At 58.4% G+C, this 20,903-nt stretch carries 18 protein-coding genes; 6 read left to right on the forward strand and 12 right to left on the reverse strand.

The features are described from left to right. Nucleotides 1-225: 225 nt before the first annotated feature. The gene (kduD, locus tag A8C75_RS14505; protein ID WP_249762071.1) at nucleotides 226-984 is read left to right on the forward strand and encodes a 2-dehydro-3-deoxy-D-gluconate 5-dehydrogenase KduD; all 759 of its coding nucleotides are present in this window, start codon (nucleotides 226-228) and stop codon (nucleotides 982-984) included. A 76-nt stretch (nucleotides 985-1,060) separates the two neighbouring features. Here kduD and kdgR read toward each other — a convergent pair whose 3' ends face one another. From kdgR to A8C75_RS14530, 5 genes are all read right to left on the reverse strand, one after another. Then, complete coding sequence (gene kdgR / locus A8C75_RS14510; RefSeq protein WP_227819933.1) at nucleotides 1,061-1,846, reverse strand: DNA-binding transcriptional regulator KdgR; 786 nt, start codon at nucleotides 1,844-1,846, stop codon at nucleotides 1,061-1,063. A 183-nt stretch (nucleotides 1,847-2,029) separates the two neighbouring features. After that, nucleotides 2,030-3,556, reverse strand: coding sequence for a tripartite tricarboxylate transporter permease (locus tag A8C75_RS14515; RefSeq protein ID WP_067383811.1), 1,527 nt, complete (start codon nucleotides 3,554-3,556; stop codon nucleotides 2,030-2,032). A gap of 4 nt (nucleotides 3,557-3,560) precedes the next feature. Then, entirely contained in the window at nucleotides 3,561-4,055 is a 495-nt protein-coding gene (locus tag A8C75_RS14520; protein ID WP_067383813.1) for a tripartite tricarboxylate transporter TctB family protein, read from the reverse strand. A gap of 27 nt (nucleotides 4,056-4,082) precedes the next feature. Further along, nucleotides 4,083-5,075, reverse strand: a complete 993-nt coding sequence (locus A8C75_RS14525) for a Bug family tripartite tricarboxylate transporter substrate binding protein (RefSeq protein ID WP_067383816.1) — start codon at nucleotides 5,073-5,075, stop codon at nucleotides 4,083-4,085. A 206-nt stretch (nucleotides 5,076-5,281) separates the two neighbouring features. Then, nucleotides 5,282-6,820: a sulfatase gene (locus tag A8C75_RS14530; RefSeq protein ID WP_067383819.1), complete on the reverse strand. Its 1,539-nt coding sequence runs from the start codon at nucleotides 6,818-6,820 to the stop codon at nucleotides 5,282-5,284. Between the two features lie 115 nt (nucleotides 6,821-6,935). On the opposite strand from A8C75_RS14530, the gene A8C75_RS14535 reads away from it, so the two are divergent. After that, a complete protein-coding gene (locus A8C75_RS14535; RefSeq protein ID WP_067383822.1) occupies nucleotides 6,936-7,847 on the forward strand; it encodes a LysR family transcriptional regulator in 912 nt (303 codons plus the stop codon). Between the two features lie 86 nt (nucleotides 7,848-7,933). Here A8C75_RS14535 and A8C75_RS14540 read toward each other — a convergent pair whose 3' ends face one another. The 7 genes from A8C75_RS14540 to A8C75_RS14570 form a co-directional block, all read right to left on the reverse strand. Next, entirely contained in the window at nucleotides 7,934-9,334 is a 1,401-nt protein-coding gene (locus tag A8C75_RS14540; RefSeq protein ID WP_067383824.1) for an FGGY-family carbohydrate kinase, read from the reverse strand. A 2-nt stretch (nucleotides 9,335-9,336) separates the two neighbouring features. Continuing rightward, complete coding sequence (locus tag A8C75_RS14545; RefSeq protein WP_067383827.1) at nucleotides 9,337-9,651, reverse strand: L-rhamnose mutarotase; 315 nt, start codon at nucleotides 9,649-9,651, stop codon at nucleotides 9,337-9,339. Further along, nucleotides 9,648-10,643, reverse strand: a complete 996-nt coding sequence (locus A8C75_RS14550; RefSeq protein WP_227819934.1) for an ABC transporter permease — start codon at nucleotides 10,641-10,643, stop codon at nucleotides 9,648-9,650. The genes A8C75_RS14545 and A8C75_RS14550 overlap by 4 nt, the downstream gene beginning before the upstream one ends. Nucleotides 10,644-10,678: 35 nt before the next feature. Further along, nucleotides 10,679-11,662 carry an ABC transporter permease gene (locus tag A8C75_RS14555; RefSeq protein WP_067383832.1) on the reverse strand — a complete coding sequence of 328 codons (984 nt, stop codon included), beginning with the start codon at nucleotides 11,660-11,662 and terminating at the stop codon, nucleotides 10,679-10,681. An 11-nt stretch (nucleotides 11,663-11,673) separates the two neighbouring features. Further along, nucleotides 11,674-13,170, reverse strand: coding sequence for a sugar ABC transporter ATP-binding protein (locus A8C75_RS14560; protein ID WP_067383835.1), 1,497 nt, complete (start codon nucleotides 13,168-13,170; stop codon nucleotides 11,674-11,676). Between the two features lie 84 nt (nucleotides 13,171-13,254). Then, nucleotides 13,255-14,250 (reverse strand): rhamnose ABC transporter substrate-binding protein, encoded by a 996-nt coding sequence (gene rhaS, locus A8C75_RS14565; protein ID WP_067383838.1) that lies wholly within the window; start codon nucleotides 14,248-14,250, stop codon nucleotides 13,255-13,257. Between the two features lie 57 nt (nucleotides 14,251-14,307). Next, the gene (locus tag A8C75_RS14570) at nucleotides 14,308-15,096 is read right to left on the reverse strand and encodes a DeoR/GlpR family DNA-binding transcription regulator (protein WP_067383841.1); all 789 of its coding nucleotides are present in this window, start codon (nucleotides 15,094-15,096) and stop codon (nucleotides 14,308-14,310) included. A 211-nt stretch (nucleotides 15,097-15,307) separates the two neighbouring features. On the opposite strand from A8C75_RS14570, the gene A8C75_RS14575 reads away from it, so the two are divergent. The 4 genes from A8C75_RS14575 (at nucleotide 15,308) to eno (ending at nucleotide 20,903) form a co-directional block, all read left to right on the forward strand. Next, on the forward strand, nucleotides 15,308-17,413 hold the full coding sequence (locus A8C75_RS14575; protein ID WP_067383844.1) for a bifunctional rhamnulose-1-phosphate aldolase/short-chain dehydrogenase: 2,106 nt from the start codon (nucleotides 15,308-15,310) through the stop codon (nucleotides 17,411-17,413). Nucleotides 17,414-17,456: 43 nt separating this feature from the next. After that, nucleotides 17,457-18,770: an L-rhamnose catabolism isomerase gene (gene rhaI / locus A8C75_RS14580; RefSeq protein WP_227819935.1), complete on the forward strand. Its 1,314-nt coding sequence runs from the start codon at nucleotides 17,457-17,459 to the stop codon at nucleotides 18,768-18,770. Between the two features lie 331 nt (nucleotides 18,771-19,101). Then, entirely contained in the window at nucleotides 19,102-19,287 is a 186-nt protein-coding gene (locus A8C75_RS14585; RefSeq protein WP_067383850.1) for a hypothetical protein, read from the forward strand. Between the two features lie 320 nt (nucleotides 19,288-19,607). Next, the gene (eno, locus tag A8C75_RS14590; RefSeq protein ID WP_067383853.1) at nucleotides 19,608-20,903 is read left to right on the forward strand and encodes a phosphopyruvate hydratase; all 1,296 of its coding nucleotides are present in this window, start codon (nucleotides 19,608-19,610) and stop codon (nucleotides 20,901-20,903) included.

Consider the following 20,903-nt stretch of genomic DNA (forward strand, 5'->3'; position numbering starts at 1 on the left):
TTATGAAACATAGTTTTGATTTTATTGATTTATCGTTCCATCTAAAGATACTATGTAGGCACTGCGACCGAAAATAGACCCCAGCAAAACCGTCATCTGCTGGTGCACTTCGAGCAGGCGATTATCTCGCCCAGCGGGTCGGTCGGCGAACACCAGGCTTGCAACGATATGGGCCAGGTCACCCGCTAACAAACACCCTTGCCGCCAACCGGAGACTTCAAGATGATGCTATATGCTTTCGACCTGCAGGATAAGGTTGCCATTGTCACCGGTTGTAATACCGGCCTCGGCCAGGGCATGGCCGTCGGCCTGGCCCAGGCGGGCTGCCATATAGTCGGTATCAATCGCAGCGACGCAAGTGAAACCTGCAGCAAGGTGGAATCCCTGGACCGACGCTTTCTGAGCCTGCAGGCGGATCTTGACAACATAGACGAGATCCCCAGACTCATCGAACAGACGCTCAAGGCGTTTGGAAAAATCGATGTACTGGTGAATAACGCCGGCATTATCCGACGCAACGACGCCATCGACTTTTCCCCCAAGGACTGGGATGACGTCATGAATGTGAATCTGCGCACCACCTTCTTTATGTCACAGGCGGTCGCGCGCCAGTTTATTGCCCAAAGCAGCGGCGGCAAGATTATCAATATCGCCTCCATGCTGTCCTACCAGGGCGGAATCCGGGTGCCCTCCTATACCGCCTCAAAGAGCGGCGTACTGGGCATCACCCGGTTGATGGCCAATGAGTGGGCGCAGGAAGGAATTAACGTGAATGCCATAGCCCCTGGCTACATGGAGACCAATAACACCGAAGCGCTGCGCGCCGATGATCAGCGCAATCAGGAAATACTCGAGCGCATACCGGCAGCGCGCTGGGGACAGCCCGAGGACATGATGGGGCCTGTGGTATTTCTGGCCTCAAACGCGTCCAATTATGTTAACGGCCATACCCTTGCCGTGGACGGTGGCTGGCTGGCGCGCTAAAGAGCGCGCCACCTTTTACAGATATGCGGAAGTGCCACTGTCTTCCGCTATTCTATTCCTTGCCCCGCAATTGCTCTCAAAAGGGATAATCGGCGTATCCCAGCTGCTGCGAAATAACCCGGGCAGCACTGTGCAACATGGCAACATATTCAGCCTGCTTCGATTCGTCATAACGCATCATCGGCCACGAAATACTCAGCCCCGCGACCACAGTGCCAAAATGATCGAACACAGGCACCGCGATGCAAAGCAGCCCCTCTTCCATTTCCTGGCCGTCCTCGGCATAGCCCCGTTCGCGCACCTGCGCCAGCACCGGTATCAGCTGATCGACGGACTCCAGCGTATTGGCGGTGAATTTCCTGAAGTCGACAGCGGCCAGAATATCCCGCACCTCGCGCTCGTCCAGCCAGGCCAGCAACACCTTGCCAATGGCGGTGCTGTACAAGGGATTGCGGCGCCCTATACGCGAATGCATTCGCAGGCTATAGGGCGAATCGATCTTGTGGATATAAATGATGCTGTCTTCTTCGAAGGCGCCCAGGTGCAGCGTCTCACGCGTCAGCGTCGACAACTCCCGCATCTGCACGTCAGCAATACGGATCAGGTCGACATGCTGCAACGCCTTGGACCCCAGCTCAAACAGCTTCATGGTGAGTGCATACTTGTCGTTCTCACCCTCCTGCTTGACGTAGCCAAGGGTCTTCATTGTTTGCAAAAAGCGGTAGACGGTACTTTTGGACATCAGCACCCGTTGCGACAGCTCGGTCACACCGATCGCCTGCTCCTCGCCCAGCACCTGCAAAATGCCGAACACCTTAAGCACCGACGAAACCGAATCCGGAGTTTTGTCCAGAGTAGCCATCAACAACCTCACGCTGTTTTAATTAAATCGGAACAGCGTGCCATTGTACGAGGCAATACATGGGAGGCGCAATCACCTGCACCTCCTTAAACCTGGACGCGATGCCCCCCCGAAAACGACCTGCCTCTGGTATACCGCCGCTCCAGCCGGGGCCCCGGGTCGCAGCAATCAAGAGCGCGACGCTCAGGCCCCTCGGGCTACTGTATTATCGAGTTCCTGCATTCTTTTCTTGAGCTGGCGCCGGCGATATCCCATCCAGATAGCACCCAGGATCAGCAGGACATTGACGACCACCAGGGTCGCTGCCACCGGACGGTCAAGGAATATCCAGAACCCTTCGCGCGATATAAGCAGCGACCGGCGCAGGCTATTCTCCAGCAGCGGCCCGAGGATGGCACCGATTACCAGTGGCGCCAGCGGATAGTTGCCCAGGCGCAGCAGGATGCCAAGCATGCCGAATCCAAGCATGACCCACAGGTCAAACACCGACGCCTGCAGCGCAAAGGTACCTATGGCGCAGAGCAACAACACGACCGGGATAAGGTAGCTTTTCTTCAGCCGCAGCACCCAGACGAAAACAGGGGTCGCCAGAATCCCGACGAACAGCAAGGCGACATTTGAGAACAGATAAACCAGGAAAACACCGCCGACTATTTCGGGCTGTTGCTCAAACATTTGCGGCCCCGGATAAAAGCCGAGAATCAACAGGGCGCCGATCAGCACCGCTGAGCAGGCGTCGCCTGGCACACCCAGCGCGAGCGAGGGCACCAGCGAGCCCCCCACAGTGGCGTTATTGGCACTCTCGGTCGCCACCACCCCGCCCTCGGCTCCCTTGCCATAGCCCTCTTCAGGTTTGGCCATCGCCGATGCGGCGGCATAGGCTGCGAAGGACGAGATGGTACCACCGGCCCCCGGCAAGGCGCCGAAGAAGCCACCAATCGCCGACGAGCGGATCAGGTTAACCCAGTGTTTTAGTGTGAGGAAAAAGGTGCGAAAGCTCGGGCGCACCGCCCCCACAGTCGGACGATCATTGAGTCCCCCGGCTGCCACCTGAAAGGCCATTTCCGATATTGCAAAGACACCCACGACAATCGCCACTATATGAAAGCCATTGAGCATATCGTAGGAACCGAAGGTGAAGCGGTAGCCCGTCGAGAATTCATCGGTACCAATGGTCGCGATCAGCAGCCCCATGGCGCCGACAATCAGCCCCTTGAGCAGTGAGCCTTCAGACACCACCGCTATGGCTATCAGCCCGGTCAGCGCGAGCATCGTGTACTCCGGCGGCGCAAATCGCGAGGCGAAAGACGCCAGCAGTGGTGAGAAAAAAATCAGCACTACGCCGCCAAAGAGCCCACCCAGGGCTGATGCCGATATCGCTATTCCGGTTGCATCGGCAGCACGGCCATTTTGCGCCATCGGGTAGCCGTCCAGCAGGGTTGCCGCGGCTAGCGGTGTGCCGGGAATACGCAGCAGGATAGCCGAGATCGAACCGCCACAGGAGCCACCGACAGCGATGGCAATCAGAAAACCCATGGCCGCCACCGGCGGCAAGGTAATGGCAACCGGTAACATCAGCACTATCCCCATCAGGGGGCCCAGGCCCGGCAAGGCGCCGACGATGAGACCAAATACAACGCCCAACACCGTCAGGCCTAGCGTAAGCGGCGTCAACATGAGGTCGAGGCCAGACATCAGAGCTTGAATCATGGTATTACCACGCAATATTCAGATGAAAGATGCCGCCCGGCAGCACGATTTTGAGCCAGGCCTCGAAGATCCAGGCCAGGCCAAAAGAAACGCCCAGGGTCGGCAGAATGATCGCGACCGGCCGCCGCAGACCACAGAGCAACATCACCCCCGCCAGCATCAAGGGTGTCGCAATGTGATAGCCAAGCCAGCCAAGCAGTCCGAGATAGAGCGCAAAGAGTGCGATAAGAGCTGCGGGGCGAACTAGCGCTGCCCAGCTTGTCGCCTCACTTGCAGCCTTGCGGCCGGCAACAAGAAGTGCCATCTGTATCAACACCAGAACGCCCAGTACGATAGCGACCCCTTGCGGATAGGCAGCTCCATTATTATAAGGGCCGCCCGAGGCGATCCCCTGGGCGGTCATGTTTGTCGCGATCTGCTGGAATACCAGCAGAATCAAACCCACGAACAGAGCGACGTTGCACCACTGTGCAAGTCTTGCAGTCGGTCGAATGGCCATCTTTATTGTCCTTCGCTAACCATCGGATTACTTAAGTTTGGAAAGCTGTTCCTCTTCCCACTTCAGGGCATTGCCCATCTCGCCGAGCTGGTCATGCACCTTAGAAACGATTTCGTCGTACTGATCCCAGTCCCACTGCAGCGGCACAAAGCCCAGCCGCTTGATCCCCTGCTGCACGTCGTCACGTGCCATTGCCGTGGCCATGGCCTTGCGCAACACTTCCACCCGCTCCGGCGGCGTATCCGAATGCACCAGCCACCAGTTCCAGCCCATGGGCGCCAAGCCGCTCAAGCCCAGGTCGATGCCCAGATCCGCTATGCTCGGCGCACCATCAAAGCTTTGCTTGGCCCCTTCGAGGTCTGACAGGACGAGAATAACCTTGTAGGCGTCCGGCATCTTATGGTATTCGCCGACACCGAGGAATGCGAAATCCAGCACGCCTGCGCGCAAATCAGACAGGGCGTCGGTGTCGGTGTTATACGGAATATTCTGCGCGACAGCGCCAAAGCCCTGCAGTGTCTTGGCAATTACCATATGGGGCAAATTGTTGCGCGAACCGGATGAGTAACGCAGATCGCCGGGATGCTCCTTGGCATAGGCCATCATCTCCTCGAAGTTGGCCCAGCGGTCGTTGTCCTTGCGGATGGCGATGGAAAAGGCGTTTGAAAATGCCGAGTGCAAAGGCGTGAAATCCTTGAAGGTCCAGTCCGCGTTGCCCAGCAGCGGCTGCAGCACCAGTGGCGCCACATAACCATCAATCATTGTGTAGCCGTCGGCCGGGCGGTTCATCGCGGTCAGGAATGCCTTGGTGCCGGCGGCACCCGGGGTTGAGATGACCGGCATCGCGACACCCAGTTCGTCGGACATGGCCTCTGCCAGTATCTGGCTGATGGACATGGCAGCCCCTGAACTCCAGGGATATACCAGTTCGATCGTCCGCTCTGGGTACTCGGCTTTGGCCACCAGCGGACAAAGCGTGATGAGTGCCACGGCCGTCGCTTTTTTCAGTGATGTGAACATCGGGTCTACTCCTGTTGTTTTTATCGATTTTGCTTTACGGGTGAATCGGTGGATTTACCTAGCTGTAGGGTCCAGCGACCCCGCCAGCTCCGTGATCTTGCGAGCACTGAGCCTTGGTTCCTGTTTCTGTCGAGGCTGAGCTCAATGCCGTCACTTCGGTCGATCTGGGCCAGAGCAGCCTCGGTGCAATGCCCGGCCCCGTCTTGTTAGGTTATTTTGGCGCCCCCGGGGGCTGTCAGATCAAAGCGGCGGTAAAGTTCAGCCGGAGCATCATGTTCGGCAAGAATTTTCACCAGGCTGCGTGTCAGCCGCTGGGTAATGGCGTTGTCGCCGTAATCGGGATTCAATTGCTGAGGGTCCTCCCGTACGTCGTAGAGGCGCGTACCCAAGTCGCCAAAGGCTGTGACGTCCGGATCCGGTGGACGCGCGGCGTTGCTGCGGGCGCGAATCTTGAGCAAGCGTACATCCTTGGTGAAATCAAAGGGCGCCACCAGCTCCATGTCGTCTAGCTCTTCCAGTGTGAAGGGGCTGTTCATATGGGTCGGCATCAGCGTGTATTCGAACAGGTTCTCGCTGGTGGCGATATTGTCCGGATAGCGATAATAGGTGTAGCGACCATCCGTGACACAAATAGGGCCACCGAACATGCCCAGGATAATGGCATCCCGCAGCTGCTGGTCTTTTTTCAGTAGCGGTAGAACAGATTTGGCCCGCGTTTCCGGCGGCGGCTCAATACCGAATGCATCCAGCAGGGTCGGCATCAGATCCGGCGTCTGGGTCAAGCCTTGGCGCCTCGTGCCTGCCTGCTCACGAAACTGCGGATGGGCGATAATCATTGGAATATGAGCGATTTCCTCGTAGTAAGGCTGCCTGTTCTTGCCCCACCAGTCATGCTCAGACAGCAGGAATCCGTGGTCGGTCGACATCACCAGCATGGTGTCTTCCCACAGGTTGTGCTCATCGAAGTAATCCAGCAAACGGCCGAAATACTCGTCGCACATACTCACCAGTGCGGCATAGTTTGACTGAATTTCAGCGATTTCTTGCGGTGTGTTGTTTACCTTTTCGTAAATCGGCCAGTTCAACACCTTGCCCTGATAGCCCGTGCTGTATTGCTGGCGAAAACGCTCCGGCGCATGGAAGGGTTCGTGGGGGTCGAAGCACTCGAGCCAGAGCAGCCAGTCATCTGCTTCGCGGTTGGTATCGAGGAACTCAAACGCGGAGGCAAAGCAGCGGGCCGTTGGAAAATCGCTCTCCTCTTTCATCCATTCGCGGTTAATGGCATGCTGCATACGTTTCTTTGATGTCGGTGGGTAATGGCGGGTATCGTAGGTTTCCTTGAAGCGCTCCAGCGGCGGTTGCACCATTGCTTTCCAGGGGTCGTTTTCCTGCCCACGAATAAAGTCCCAGGTGTCGAAAGCCTGCGGATAACGCCAGCCGCCTTCTTCAAAGTAATGCTGATGGTCGGTAACCAGGTGGCTGTAAATACCCTTGTCTTTCAACATCTGTACAAAAGAGTTATCGAAAGGTTCCAGCGGCCCCCAGCTGCGATGCATGAAGTTGAGGCGCCCTGAGTGGATATCTCGCCGTGCAGGCATACAGGGGAGACTGCCGACATAATGCGTATCAAAGGTCACACCCTTTTTAGAAAAGCGGTCAAAATTCGGCGTCTTAATGCCGTGACTGCCATAACATCCAAGCGCCTTGCGCACCAGCGAATCAAATAGAACAAATACGACTTTCATAGGATTTACTCATGTCGAATAGATGGTTCAACGTAGCCTTGAGACTGATGCTAGACGCAATGAGACATAGAATATAATATCTATTTAGCCAGAATCGATTCCATCAGGTTATGCCGTGAACAAATTTCTGCATCAATTCCGGGTCGTCGCGGAGCAAAAGAACCTGACCGCAGCCAGCCAGCTGCTGCACCTGAGCCAGCCGGCTTTGACCAAGAACATCAAGAAAGTGGAGGAAGAGTTCGGTGTACCCCTGTTCGAGCGACTCCCCAGAGGCATGCTTCTGACACCTTTTGGCGAGGCGCTGCTGCACCGGGTCAAACGGATGGAAATGGAGTATCGCTACGCTCATGAGGAGCTTTCAGCGCTGCAGAGCGGTGCCACCGCAAGTCTGAATATCGGATCAGGCCCGGTATGGGCACTGAACTACCTGCCAGATATTTTGACGCAGATGTACCAGCGCTTTCCCAGCCTCTCGGTCAGGCTGGAATCCGGCTCCATGTCGGTATTGATGCCCAAATTGATTGCCGGGGAACTGGATCTGGCACTGGGAACACAGGATATCGACGAACGACTGACCGACGAGCTCGAATACATCCACATGCTTGATGTGGATTTGATTGTGGTTGCCAGGAGTAACCACCCGCTGGCACACCAAGCAACGGTTAGCGCAGAAGAGCTGTGCCGATATCGCTGGGTACTCTTTATGCAGTCGCAGGATCAAATCGGCCAGTACAATCACTTTTTGCGTCAGCATGGGTTGCCGTCACTGGACGTCTGCCTGCAGTCCGATTACTGGACCACAGCCCAGGCAATGCTGCACCAGGGTGACTACCTCATGAGTATGCCAAAGCAGCTTTTGCATCAGGCAACGGATAACGACCTGGTACAAATAGCCTTCGTGCAGAAAATATGGGGATTCTCCAGCGGTATCTGGTATGCACCGGCTGCGCGCAGCCTGCCCGCGGTGAACGAATTTATAAATTTTATGATCAGGGATGTTCGCGATACGGATTCAGCCACAGGATAAAAACCATGCTCTCCTTCTGCACCACACCAGAGCCCCAGATTACAACGGTATAACCTAAAGCTATCGCCTCTTTTTTATCCTCTGTTTCATTCTTCTGCTCGCTCCGGGGGGACAGAACTTTCCCCTTCAATGAACTCCAGCCAGCGAGCGCGATATTCAGCCAGCCCAGCCAGGTTCACTGGACGCTCTACAGCGGCAGGCACTGCAGCGCACGGCCAGTCAGAGCCCGCTATCAACTGGGCGGCACCCTGAGTAGTGCCGGTACTGTCGTTACTGGCACGCACCCTCTGCTCTGGGCGCAGCGCCTGCAGCACACTCAGGTAGACGGCATTGCGGGCAAAGCTGCCCTCGACAAAAATATCACCGCCGCTTTGCAGCCGGCTCAGGCAGTAATCCGTCATCAGGGCGCAGTAGAGCGCGGCCAGTGCCGTGCGCTGCCGGGCACTGAGACTGTCGCTCGGGCCGATCACCCCGCCCTGGCGATGCCGGAACGGGCCACCCTGACTGGAAAAGGACGGCAGCGCAAAGACCCCCGCCTCCAGTACCCGCTGCAGATCCGTCAGCTCACAGTCGTCGGCATCGCGCAGCAGCTCCCACTCCCGCCCGCCCATAAAGCGGATACAGGGCACCGGATCACCAAAGGCACTGACATTGGCGAGCATATCGTCCTGCTCACTAATGCCGGTCAGGGGCGCGCCAATCCCCGCCATAAGGGTCCAGGTGCCGGTGGAAATGACCGTAAAGGGCAGGTCGAGCTGGCGCAGATAGGGCACCAGGGATGCATTACTGTCGTGGATGCCGTTGATCACCTGACAATCCGCTGGCAATCCGAGTTCGCCGGCCAGCTGCGGCAAAACCGGGCCCAGCACGGCACCGGCCTTTCGCAGCGCGGGAAACAGCCCCTGCCAGCCCATGCGTTCGACCAGCGACGAGTAGCACTGCTGTTGCGGCTGCCACAAATCGGTATGACACCCCAGGGATGTCAGCTCGCTGGCCGCAACACCGCTCAGGCGCCAGCCCCAGTACTGCGGGTACATCAGAATACAGTCGACGCGGGCAAAATCATCGGGCCTGGCATGCGCCAGCCAGAACAGCTGTCGACCCAGATTGAGCCCGCAGCCCAGTGCCGGGCTCAGGGTCTGTGCGTAGTCCGGGCGCACCTGGTCATACTCGTTATTCGTCTGTTCACACAGATCCGATTCATAATCCAGTACCGGCAGCGCCGCTGTATCGCCGGCCAGGCAAACCGCCGTGGCACCGTGGGTGGTAAAGCTCAGAAAGCGAATCGCGTAACGCCGAGCCAGGGTGGCAACACCCTGGCAATACCAGTGCCAGATGCCCTCGATATCCGCCTGCGGATAGGGCTCGGCCAGGATCACCTCATTGCTGCGCTTGAGCGACTCAAGCAGAGCTCCGCTCACGGCATCCAGGGCGCAAAGTTTGACATTGGTCTTGCCAATATCCAGTACCAGAATAATCGACTGCATCTTCACTCCAGGCAGAACATAGGCTGTAGCGGGATGGACAGAGGCTCATGGCTGCCCGGCAGGGTGGCCATCAGCGGGCTCATGCTGTGCCACCAGCGCTGCATCACCGCTTCCTGCTTAAGCGCGGCGCCATCAAAGTTATCTGGCACAGAGCAATGGGCGAACAGCTGCAGCGTCTGCGGCTGCAGGTAGATATGGTAATCGGCGATGCCGTAGTCTTTGAGCAGCACCACCAGGTCGGGCCAGATTTCATCGTGGCGCTGGCGATACTGCGCCTCGCAGCCGGGCTTGAGTTGCATGACAAAGGCCTGTTTCATGGGGCGGATTTCCTGCCTTTGAATTTTTTCAGCAACACCGGTGTGGCAATCACGCCAATCAGCATGGCGCCGATAATAATGGACATCACTATGCCCGGCACATTGAGCAGTCCCAGACCGAAGGTCACCAGCCCCATCAGGAAGACCGCGATCACCACCCCCAGGATGGTGCCTGCGCCCCCCATGATGCTGACGCCGCCCAGCACCACCATGGTGATAATGCTCAGCTCCCAGCCCAGCGCAATGGTGGGTCTGGTACTGCCCAGGCGGGAGGTCAGCAGCACCGAGGCCAGACCCGATACCAGCCCGACCAGCACAAACAGAATCAGCCGGTGGCGCGCCACGTTAATGCCCGAATAGAAGGCCGCGGTGGGATTGTTGCCAATGGCATAGGTGCGCCGGCCGAAATTGGTTCGGTGCAGCAGGCCATAGAACAGCAGCGCCAGCACGCCAAAGAGCACAAACTCGAAGCTGAACACCCAGTACACGTAGCCCTGGCCCAGGTAGGCAAAGCTCTCTGGATAGTCTTTGAGCACCGTATCGCCCAGCAGAATATAGGTCAGCCCGCGGAACAGGCTCATGGTGCCGATGGTGACGACGATGGATGGAATCTCAAAACGCGTTACCAGCAGGCCGTTCACCAGCCCGCACAGCAGCCCCACGCCGAGGCCCGCCAGCACGATCAGCTCGGTACCGGCGCCCGCCTGGGCCGCAAACCCCATGGCGGCCGAGGCCAGGGCGATAATCGAGGCCACCGACAGGTCGATTTCGCGGCAGATAATCAGCATCGCCAGCGGCAGGGCCACCACCGCTTTCTCGACAAAGTTGAAGGTGGCATCCGACAAGTTCCAGGGATCCAGAAAGTACGGCGATGCCAGACTGTTAAGGCCAAAAACCACCGCCGTCATCAGCAGCAGAAAGAATTCCCAGGACAGCAGCCGACGCGACCAGCCAATCGCGGGCAAGCCTGTGGTAGCCATAGGTTTATGCATTATTTTTTCCATGGGGCGCACCTGTCATTGTCAGATTAGCCGGCGTGCAGCGCCGCTTTTTTCAGGATGATACGTCCGACCTTGCGCTCGGCGCGGGAGTTGGCAATAACGGCGATAACGATTACCGCACCGGAAATAGCCATTTGCCAGAACGGCGACACACCCAGCACCGGCAGCGCATTGTTGATAACACCCAGGAACAGAGCCCCGAGTACGCATCCCTGCACCGTACCTATACCGCCCATGATGCTGACACCGCCGATCACGCAGGCCGCGATCACCTGCAGCTCAAAGCCCGCCGCAACATCGACATAGGCCACGGCATAGCGCGACACCCAAAGGTAACCGCACAGGCCCGCCAGCAGCCCGGATATGCTGAAGGCAACAAACTGCAACCGCCCCACCTGAATACCGGTATAAAAGGCCGCCGTGGGATTATTGCCCGCGGCATAGATCTCGCGCCCCAGCCTGCGCTGGCGCGTGAAATGCACCATGATCACGATCACCAGCACCGAAACCCAGGCCAGCACCGGCAGACCCAGCACAGTGGCGCGGGGAATACTGACAAAGCTGGCACTCATTTCATGGGCATTCACCCAGGCGCCATCACTGAGCAGAAACACCAGGCCGCGATAGATGCTCATGGTCCCCAGCGTCACCACTATGGCGGGGATTCCCAGCTTCCACACCAGGGCACCGTTCACTATGCCCAGCAGCAGTCCCAGCAATGCGCCAGCAGCCATCAGCAGCGGCACCGGCAGTGCCGGATAGGCACTGTTGAGCATCGCCACCACCATGCCGGTCAGGGCCAGATTGGCCGCCACCGACAGATCGATACAGCGGGTCAGGATCACCAGCATCTGGCCCAGCGCCAGGATAATCAGAATGGAGGTGTCGTTGTAAACCGCCAGCAGATTGGATGGCAGCAGGAAGTCCGGTGTAATCATGCCCACCAGCAGGATCATGGCCAGGATCAGTACGGCCAGCAGGATCTCTCGATTTTGCAGCATTTTTTTCATCTGTATTCCCCTCAGCCGCCGCTCGCCGCGCTAACGATGCGCTCGGCACTGAATTCATGGCGCGCCACTTCGCTCACCGCCTGACCTTCGTGCATGATGATAATCCGGTCGGCCATGCCCATCACCTCGGGCAATTCGCTCGACACCATGATCACCGCCAGCCCCTCCTGTACCAGCTCGGACATAAAGGCGTGCACCGCCGCCTTGGAGCCGATATCGATCCCCTTGGTCGGCTCGTCCAGAATGATCACCCGGGGCTGGGTCGCCAGCCACTTGCCGATCACCACCTTTTGCTGATTGCCGCCGGACAGGTTGCCGACCTTCTCGCGCCAGTCCGGCGCTTTCACCTGCAGGCGGCTGGCGTAGGTGTCGGCCAGAGCGTATTCAGCCTCCTCGTTTAGCCAGCCCGAGCGGTTGATCTGGCTCAGCTGCGGCAAACTGATGTTCTGGAAAATAGACATTTCCTGCACCGTACCCTGGGCCTGGCGCTCTTCGGGCACATAGACAATACCGGCCTTGATGGCATCCGCCGGCGAGCGAATATCCACCCTCTGCTGGCCGACTTCAACCCTGCCCTGCACCCCCTTGGAAACCCCAAAGAGCGCCTGCATCAGCTCGGTGCGCCCGGCCCCCACCAGGCCATAGAAGCCCAGAATTTCGCCCTGCCTGAGTTCGAAGCTGATATCGTCAAATTCGGTCGGGTGACTCAGCTGCTTGACCTGCAGCACTGTGTCACCGATCTCGGCGCTGGCCTTGGGATAGACCTGCTCCACGGTGCGCCCCACCATCAGGGTTACCAGACCTGCTTCATCGATCTCGTCAATGCGGCCATCCCCCACGTAGCAGCCATCGCGAAAGACGGTGTAGCGATCGGCGATGGCAAAAATTTCGTCAAACTTGTGGCTGATAAACATGATGGCGCAACCGGCCTGCTTCAGCCGCCGCACAATGGCGTAAAGCTCTTCGATTTCATGATGGGACAGGGCCGCGGTGGGCTCGTCCAGAATCACAACCTGAGCATCAAAGGACAGCGCCCGGGCAATGGCCACCATGTGGCGCTGACCAATACTGAGGTATTTGAGGCGGGTTTGAGGGTCTACAGGAGCTTCAATATCCTGCAGTATCTGGCCCGCACGTGCATGCATGGCGTCCCAGTCGAGCTGCTTGAAGCGCCCCTTGGTGAGGTAGTGGCCGGCGAAGATATTTTCGGTGACGCTGAGCTCGTCAAACAGCACCGTTTCCTGATGAATGGCGGTAATGCCGAGCTGGCGCGCCGCGTCCGGCGTATCCAGGCATATGGCTTCGCCGCGAAAGCGCAACTCGCCGGCGTCGGGCTGATAGATACCGGTCATGGTCTTGACCAGGGTGGACTTGCCGGCACCGTTCTCGCCGATAAGCGCCGTTACCTGGCCGGGATAGAGGTCCAGCTGTACCTGATCGAGCGCCTTGACACCCGGAAAGGACTTGCTGACGCCCCGCAAGGAAAACAAGGGGTTGGAATCAGACATGGTGATTTCTTCTTATAGGTAACACGGGACAAGAAACGTGCAGGGTGCAGCAGGCCCCCTGAGGGCCCTGCTGCACGCCAGGACTTAAAAAATATCCGCGAACGCATGCACGTTGGAGGCGTTGTAAATGAAGGGCTCGGCCATGGCGGCACTGCCGTCTGCATCAAGGCTCGCAGTACCAATTCGGCCCATGCCAACGCTGGAATCGGTCGCGGAACCCTTGACCAGATTGTAGGAAATCATGGTGGCGGCGTAGCCCAGATCGATGGGGTTCCAGATGGCAAAGCTTTTCACTACACCGGAATCCACATGCCCGGCCAGCTCAGAGGGCAGACCCAGACCGGTAACAAAGACCTCTCCGGCCCGGCCCTGGTCATGCACTGCCTGCGCAGCGGCCACGATGCCCACCGACGTCGGTGATACTATGGCTTTCAGGTTGGGGTAGGATTTGAGCAAACCCACGGTTTCGCGGTAACTCTTGTCCGCCAGGTCATCGCCATAGACGGTGGTGACCAGATTCAGGTTCGGGTACTGCGGCAGCACCTTCTTCATTTCGTCGATCCAGATATTCTGATTGGTCGAGGTCGGCGTGGCACTGAGGATGGCGATATCGCCCTGCTCGGCACCCGAGGCGAGCACAGCTTCAGCCGCCAGTTTGACGTTCATTTCGCCGATGAGTGCATTGCTGGAAGGATTAAGATGCACCTGACGACCGTCTGGCGCGACACCCGAATCCCAGGACACCACCTTGATACCCCGCTGCTGCGCCTTTTTCAGAATAGGTACCAGGGCATCGGTATCATTGGCGGATACGGCAATGGCATCCACCTTCTGCGCGATCAAGGAATTGATCACCTCGATCTGGCCTTCCGCGGTGGTGGAGGTGGGGCCTGTATAGATGACTTCCACATCGCCCAATTCCTTGGCGGCCTCCTGAGCCCCCTCGTTGGCGGCCTCGAAAAAGCCGATCCCCAGCGCTTTGACCACCAGGCCAATGCGCACCGAATCAGCCTGTACCAGGCCACTGCTTGCCATTGCTGCTGCCACCAGGGCGCTGGCCACTAATTTTTTAAAAGGCATATCAGGTCTCCGTCTCGCTTGTTGTTGTTATCACGACAGTCGCCCGTGGGGCGATTCTTATCCGCTGGCTGCATCGGCCCGGGCTATCACGAGCCGGCAACCGGTATCCTCAATCAGCTTCTGTGTTTTGGCATCCACTCCTGCATCCGTAATGACGATATCCAGCTGTGTCAGCGGGCATACAATCAGACTGCTGCGCTGGGCAAACTTGCTGCTATCTACCAGCAGAACCCGTTGTTCGGCCTGGCGCAGCAGACGTGTGGTGCCCTGCACTATCTGCGGGTCTGTTTCCATTACCCCCAGGGCACCCACGCCCTGGGCACCGAAAAACATCTTGGCGGCATAAAAACTGGCCGAGCCATCTTCCGGAAACGGACTCAGAATCAGATTCTGCTCCCGATACACCTTGCCGCCCGGCAAGGTCACGCTGCACTTGCTGTGCTTGAGCAGGTAGTCGGCGATGACAAACGAATTGGTCATCACATGCAGCTGCCGGTTCTTGAGGTACTCGGCCATCATGTACGCGGTGGAACCACCACCGATAATGATCGACTCCCCCTCTTCACAGAGTGCCGCGGCCTCCCTGGCCACCAGGCGCTTGGCCTTGGCGTTGATCGTCTGGCTGATGGCGAAGGGCCTTCCCGCCAGGCTGGTGGTGGTGGGCGGGTGCAAAGACTCAGCCCCGCCGCGCACCTTCTTCAACTTGCCGACCTTGTGCAAAAAGCTTATATCCCGCCGGATGGTCGCCTCCGAAGCACCGAGCAGCTCCACCAGGTGGCTGACCGTTGCCACCGGCTTCTCTGCAACCTCGGCCAGGATGATTCTATGTCGTTCACGTTCGTGCATAATCAGTCCTTGTCGATCAATATGGCGTATCAAAAAGGCTATTGCAAGCAAATTATGATTGATAATGATCGCTATTGACTAGAAATGTGTACTGGTATAAATTCAAAACCGTCAATATCAATCAAATAACTCCAATAACGCAAAACCCGTCACGATTGTGACAAGTTTTGCTTGCTTCAGCTAATAATTAATAGAAAAGAGGTTGTCCGCCATGCCCGCACTTGAAAGCCCCCTTCGCCAGATCCCCAATCAGTGGGATGATCAGAAAGCCGCCAGCCTGACGGAACCGGAGCTGCTGCAATACCGCTCCAATCTGCTGGGGTCCGACATGCGCGTGACCAATTACGGCGGGGGCAATACCTCGGCCAAGATAGCGTGCACCGACCCACTCAGCGGCCAGGCCACTGAGGTTCTCTGGGTCAAAGGCTCGGGCGGCGATATCGGCAGCATGGATCTGGCGGGCTTTGCGACCCTTTATATGGACAAACTGCAGGCCCTGAAGAATCTCTACCAGGGCGAGCAGCACGAAGATGACATGGTGGCCTATCTGGCACACTGCACCTTCAACCTCAACAGCCGTGCCGCCAGCATCGACACGCCGCTGCATGCCTATGTACCTTACAAGCACGTCGATCACCTGCACCCCGATGCCGTGATTGCCATCGCCGCCAGCAAGAACAGCCGCGAACTGACCGAAACCATTTATGGCGCCGATATCGGCTGGCTCAGCTGGCGCCGGCCCGGCTTTCAGCTGGGACTGGAACTGGAAAAGATCGCCCGTGAAAACCCGCACCTCAAGGGCGTGGTACTGGAAGCCCACGGCCTCTTTACCTGGGCCGACAGCGCCAGGGAATGCTATGAAGTATCACTGGAGATGATCAACCGCGCCCAGTCCTGGCTGGATGACCGCCTGCAGGGTCGCGCCTCCTTCGGCGGTGCCAGCCACCCGTCTCTGAGCGAGATTGAGCGCCAGCGTATCGCCAGCCAGCTGATGCCGATCATTCGCGGCAAAAGCAGCGAAAAGCAGCGCCAGATCGGCCACTTCAACGACAGTGCCGAGGTGCTGGAGTTCGTCAACAGCGCCCAGCTTGAACCCCTGGCAGAGCTGGGAACCTCCTGCCCGGATCACTTTCTGCGCACCAAGATCAAGCCGCTGGTACTGGCCTATAATCCGGCACAGGACAATCTGGACGCCGTCATCGAAGGCCTGGATAACCAGCTCGCCGATTACCGTGCCGACTATGCCGCCTATTATGAGCGCTGCAAGCACGACAACAGCCCGGCGCTGCGCGACGCCAACCCGGTGGTCTACCTGATTCCCGGTGTCGGCATGCTGACCTTCGCCAAGGACAAGGCCACCGCCCGCATCGCCGGCGAGTTTTACGTCAATGCCATCAATGTGATGCGCGGCGCATCCGGCGTCAGCCAGTACATGGGGCTGCCGGAACAGGACGCCTTCGATATAGAATACTGGCTGCTCGAAGAAGCCAAGCTGCAGCGCATGCCCAAGCCCAAGGCTCTGGCCGGGCGCGTTGCCCTGATCACCGGCGGCGCCGGTGGCATAGGCCGGGCCACGGCACAGCGCATGCTGAATGAAGGCGCCTGCGTGATGCTGACCGATATTGATCAGAACAGCCTGAACGAAACCCTGGAAGCCTTTCAGCAGCAATACGGCGCCGACCAGGTTGACGCCGTGCGCATGGATGTCACCGACGAGCAGCAGGTACAGCAGGCCTTCAGCAGCAGCTGTCTGCGCTTTGGCGGCGTTGATATCCTGGTGTCCAACGCCGGTATCGCCTCGTCGTCGCCGCTGGATGAAACCACCCTGGAGAACTGGAACTTCAATCAGAATATTCTTTCTACCGGTTACTTCCTGGTCTCCCGCGAAGCCTTTGCACTGATGAAGCGACAGAAAATGGGCGGCTCCATTGTATTTGTCGCCAGCAAGAATGGTCTGGTAGCCTCGGCCAACGCCGCGGCCTACTGCACCGCCAAGGCGGCTGAAATTCAGCTGGCGCGCTGCGTTGCCCTCGAAGGCGCCCCCCACGGCATCCGTGCCAATGTGGTCAACCCGGATGCGGTACTGCGCGGCTCCAAGATCTGGACCGGAAAATGGAAGGAAGAACGTGCCAGCGCCTACCAGATGAACACCGATGAGCTGGAGGAGCACTACCGCCAGCGCAGCCTGCTCAAGCGCAACGTCTTCCCGGAAGATATTGCCGAAGGCGTGTACTTCTTCGTGGCCGACCTGTCGTCCAAGTCGACCGGCAACGTGCTCAATGTTGATGCCGGCCACGCACCCTCCTTTACCCGCTAAGCCATGGGGCCCTGCGGGGCCCGAACTGCCCGAGGTTTACACCATGACAACAAAAACAATGACCACAAAATTCATGATCGACACCCAGCTCATTGCCGAACAGAATGCCCGCCAGCAGAGCGCCCTGGACAGCGATTACGCCGCACTCGGTGAACGCCTGGCCCGTGCCGGCGGCGATATCGAGACCCTGACCGAACAGGCACGCCAGTTCGCCGTCGCCCTGCCCTCCTGGGGCCTTGGCACCGGCGGCACCCGCTTTGCACGCTTCCCCGGCATGGGTGAGCCGCGCAACATCTTTGAGAAAATAGATGACTGTGCCGTGGTGCATCAGCTCGGCCAGGCCACACCCGCCGTATCGCTGCATATCCCCTGGGATACCCCCTCGGATCCGTCTGAGCTGCTGCAAATTGCCAACGATCGCGGCCTGCATTTCGATGCGATGAACTCCAACACCTTCCAGGATCAGAAAGCTCAGCCAGAATCCTACAAGTACGGCAGCCTGAGCCACAGCTCCAAAGCCGTGCGGGACCAGGCGGTAGAGCACAATATCGAGGTTATCGAACTGGGCCGCAAACTTGGCTCCAACGCCCTCACCGTCTGGGTGGGCGATGGCTCCAACTTCCCGGGTCAGCAGAATTTCAACCGTGCCTTCTCGCGCTATCTCGACAGCACCAGCGCCATTTACAACGCGCTGCCGGATGACTGGAGCATGCAGCTGGAACACAAGATGTTCGAGCCGGCGTTCTACTCCACCGTGATTCAGGACTGGGGCAGCAGCTACCTGGCCGCCACCCAGATCGGCGAGCGCTGCAAGTGCCTGGTGGATCTTGGCCACCACGCACCCAACGTCAATATCGAAATGATCGTGTCCCGCCTGGCCCAGTTCGGCAAGCTCGGCGGCTTCCACTTCAACGACAGCAAGTACGGCGACGACGATCTGGACAGCGGTTCGATCAACCCCTACCAGCTGTTCCTGGTGTTCAATGAACTGGTGGATATCACACAGCGCCAGCCAAACTTTGCGCCCTTCTACATGCTGGATCAGTCACATAATGTCACAGACCCGATCGAAAGCCTGATCTACAGCGCGGCTGAAGTGCAGCGGGCCTACGTCAAGGCGCTGCTGATTGATCGCAGCACCCTGGAAGGCTACCAGGACGGCAACGATGCCCTTATGGCCCAGGCCACCCTGAAGGCGGCCTATAACCTGGATATTGAACCCATTCTGCAGATGGCACGCCTGCGCAGCAACGGCGCCATAGATCCGATCAGCGCCTACCGCGCCAGCGGCTACCGGGCGCAGTGCGGCAAGGATCGCCCGGCGAGCAAGAACAGCAGCGGCTCCGGTATCGTCTGATTGGCTGAGCACCTGGGCTGGCGCTGCCGGCCCAAGTCGCGCGGTGAAACACCCAAAATCGGCTCATCTGAGCCGATTTTTCATTTCCCCCTGACAATACCCCTAGGCACCGACCTTTCCGGCACCTGCCCCCCACCGTACCGGGCAGGCCTCGGGTGCCGCAACACCGAAACACCGAAACACCGAAACAAATAGAATATTCATTCTTATTGTGTATTATATAGAACGTACATTCCTTGTCGAACAATGCACGATGTTCGGATCCGCAGCGCCAGCAAGCCCTGAAGGTCGTTCATGTCGGGCAGCCCACAGGCTAACAGAGGTCACTCCCATGCATAACACAGCCGCGAAAAGCACAGCACAGCAGGATGCCGAGCCCCAAAACCGCACACAGGCGTGGCCCAACGATTTCAACCTGCGGGCAGAAGCCGCGGAACAGCAGGAAGTGGTGCGAGCCGCCAAAACCTGGCACCCGCGCCAGACCCCAGCCCTGACCTGCTCCGAATACGATTTTTAAGCGCCTGGTTCAGAGCCGCAAGCAGTAAGCCCCAGCACCAGCACCAAAAAACAACGTCAGCAAGACCCGACCGCAAGACGAGGCCGAACACGAAACAAAGATTAATTAACCAAAAATAGCTGTCATAAAAATATAATTTGGCAAATATATTGGTAAACAAACCAAAATTTCTCGACCAGACGCCCTATTGCGGTTAGATTCGAACCAGCACGCAGGCGGCTGCGCGGGGTCGCACGCCGCAAAGATGCGTTCGAGCCGGGTGCAGATGCACTCGGACAGAATTGCCCCAACAACACATGACGATACTCACAGAGGCAGACATGAGCAGCATTTCCCAGATCAAGGCGCGCGAAGTACTGGATTCACGCGGTAACCCGACGGTTGAAGCTGACGTCATTCTGGCGTGCGGCGTGATGGGCAGCGCCTGTGCACCGTCCGGCGCCTCCACCGGGTCACGCGAAGCGCTGGAACTGCGTGACGGCGACAAGGCCCGCTACCTGGGCAAGGGTGTGCTCAAGGCCGTGGCTGCCATCAATGGCCCTATCCGTGAAGCCCTGCTGGGCCAGGATGTCACCGATCAGCGCGCGCTGGACAACATCATGCTGGCGCTGGATGGCACCGAGAACAAGTCCAAGTTTGGCGCCAACGCCATCCTGGCCGTGTCCCTGGCCGCGGCCAAGGCGGCGGCTCTGGTCAAGGGTATCCCGCTCTACGCCCATATCGCTGAACTCAACGGCACCGCCGGCCAGTACTCCATGCCCCTGCCGATGATGAACATCCTCAACGGTGGCGAGCACGCCGACAACAACGTCGATATCCAGGAATTCATGGTGCAGCCGGTGAGCAGCCCGAGCTTCGCCGAGGCCCTGCGTTGCGGCGCCGAGATCTTCCACGCCCTCAAAGCCGTGCTCAAGGCCCGCGGCCTGAACACCGCTGTGGGCGACGAAGGCGGTTTCGCACCTAACCTGGGCTCCAACGAGGAAGCCCTGGTGGTGATCCAGGAAGCGGTGTCCAATGCCGGCTACAGCCTGGGCAAGGACGTGACCCTGGCGCTGGATTGCGCGGCCTCCGAGTTCTACAAGAACGGCGAGTACAACCTGGCTGGCGAAGGCAAGACCTTCAACTCCGAAGGCTTCAGCGATTACCTGGCACAGCTGTCCGACACCTACCCGATCGTTTCCATCGAAGACGGTCTGGACGAGTCCGACTGGGCCGGCTGGGCCTACCTGACGCGCAAAATCGGCGCCAAGGTACAGCTGGTCGGGGACGACCTCTTCGTCACCAACACCAAGATCCTGCAGGAAGGCATCGACAAGGGCATCGGCAACTCCATCCTGATCAAGTTCAACCAGATAGGATCGCTGTCTGAAACCCTGGATGCGATCAAGATGGCCAAGGATGCCGGCTACAGCGTGGTGATTTCGCACCGCTCCGGTGAAACCGAAGACACCACCATCGCTGACCTTGCCGTGGGTACGGCGGCGGGCCAGATCAAGACCGGCTCCTTGTGCCGTTCCGATCGCGTCTCCAAGTACAACCGCCTGCTGCGCATCGAGGAAGAACTCGCAGGTCAGGCGCCCTACAAGGGCCTGAAAGAAATCAAGGGTCAGGCGTAA

The sequence above is a fragment of the Marinobacterium aestuarii genome, assembly GCF_001651805.1.
Lineage (GTDB): Bacteria > Pseudomonadota > Gammaproteobacteria > Pseudomonadales > Balneatricaceae > Marinobacterium_A > Marinobacterium_A aestuarii.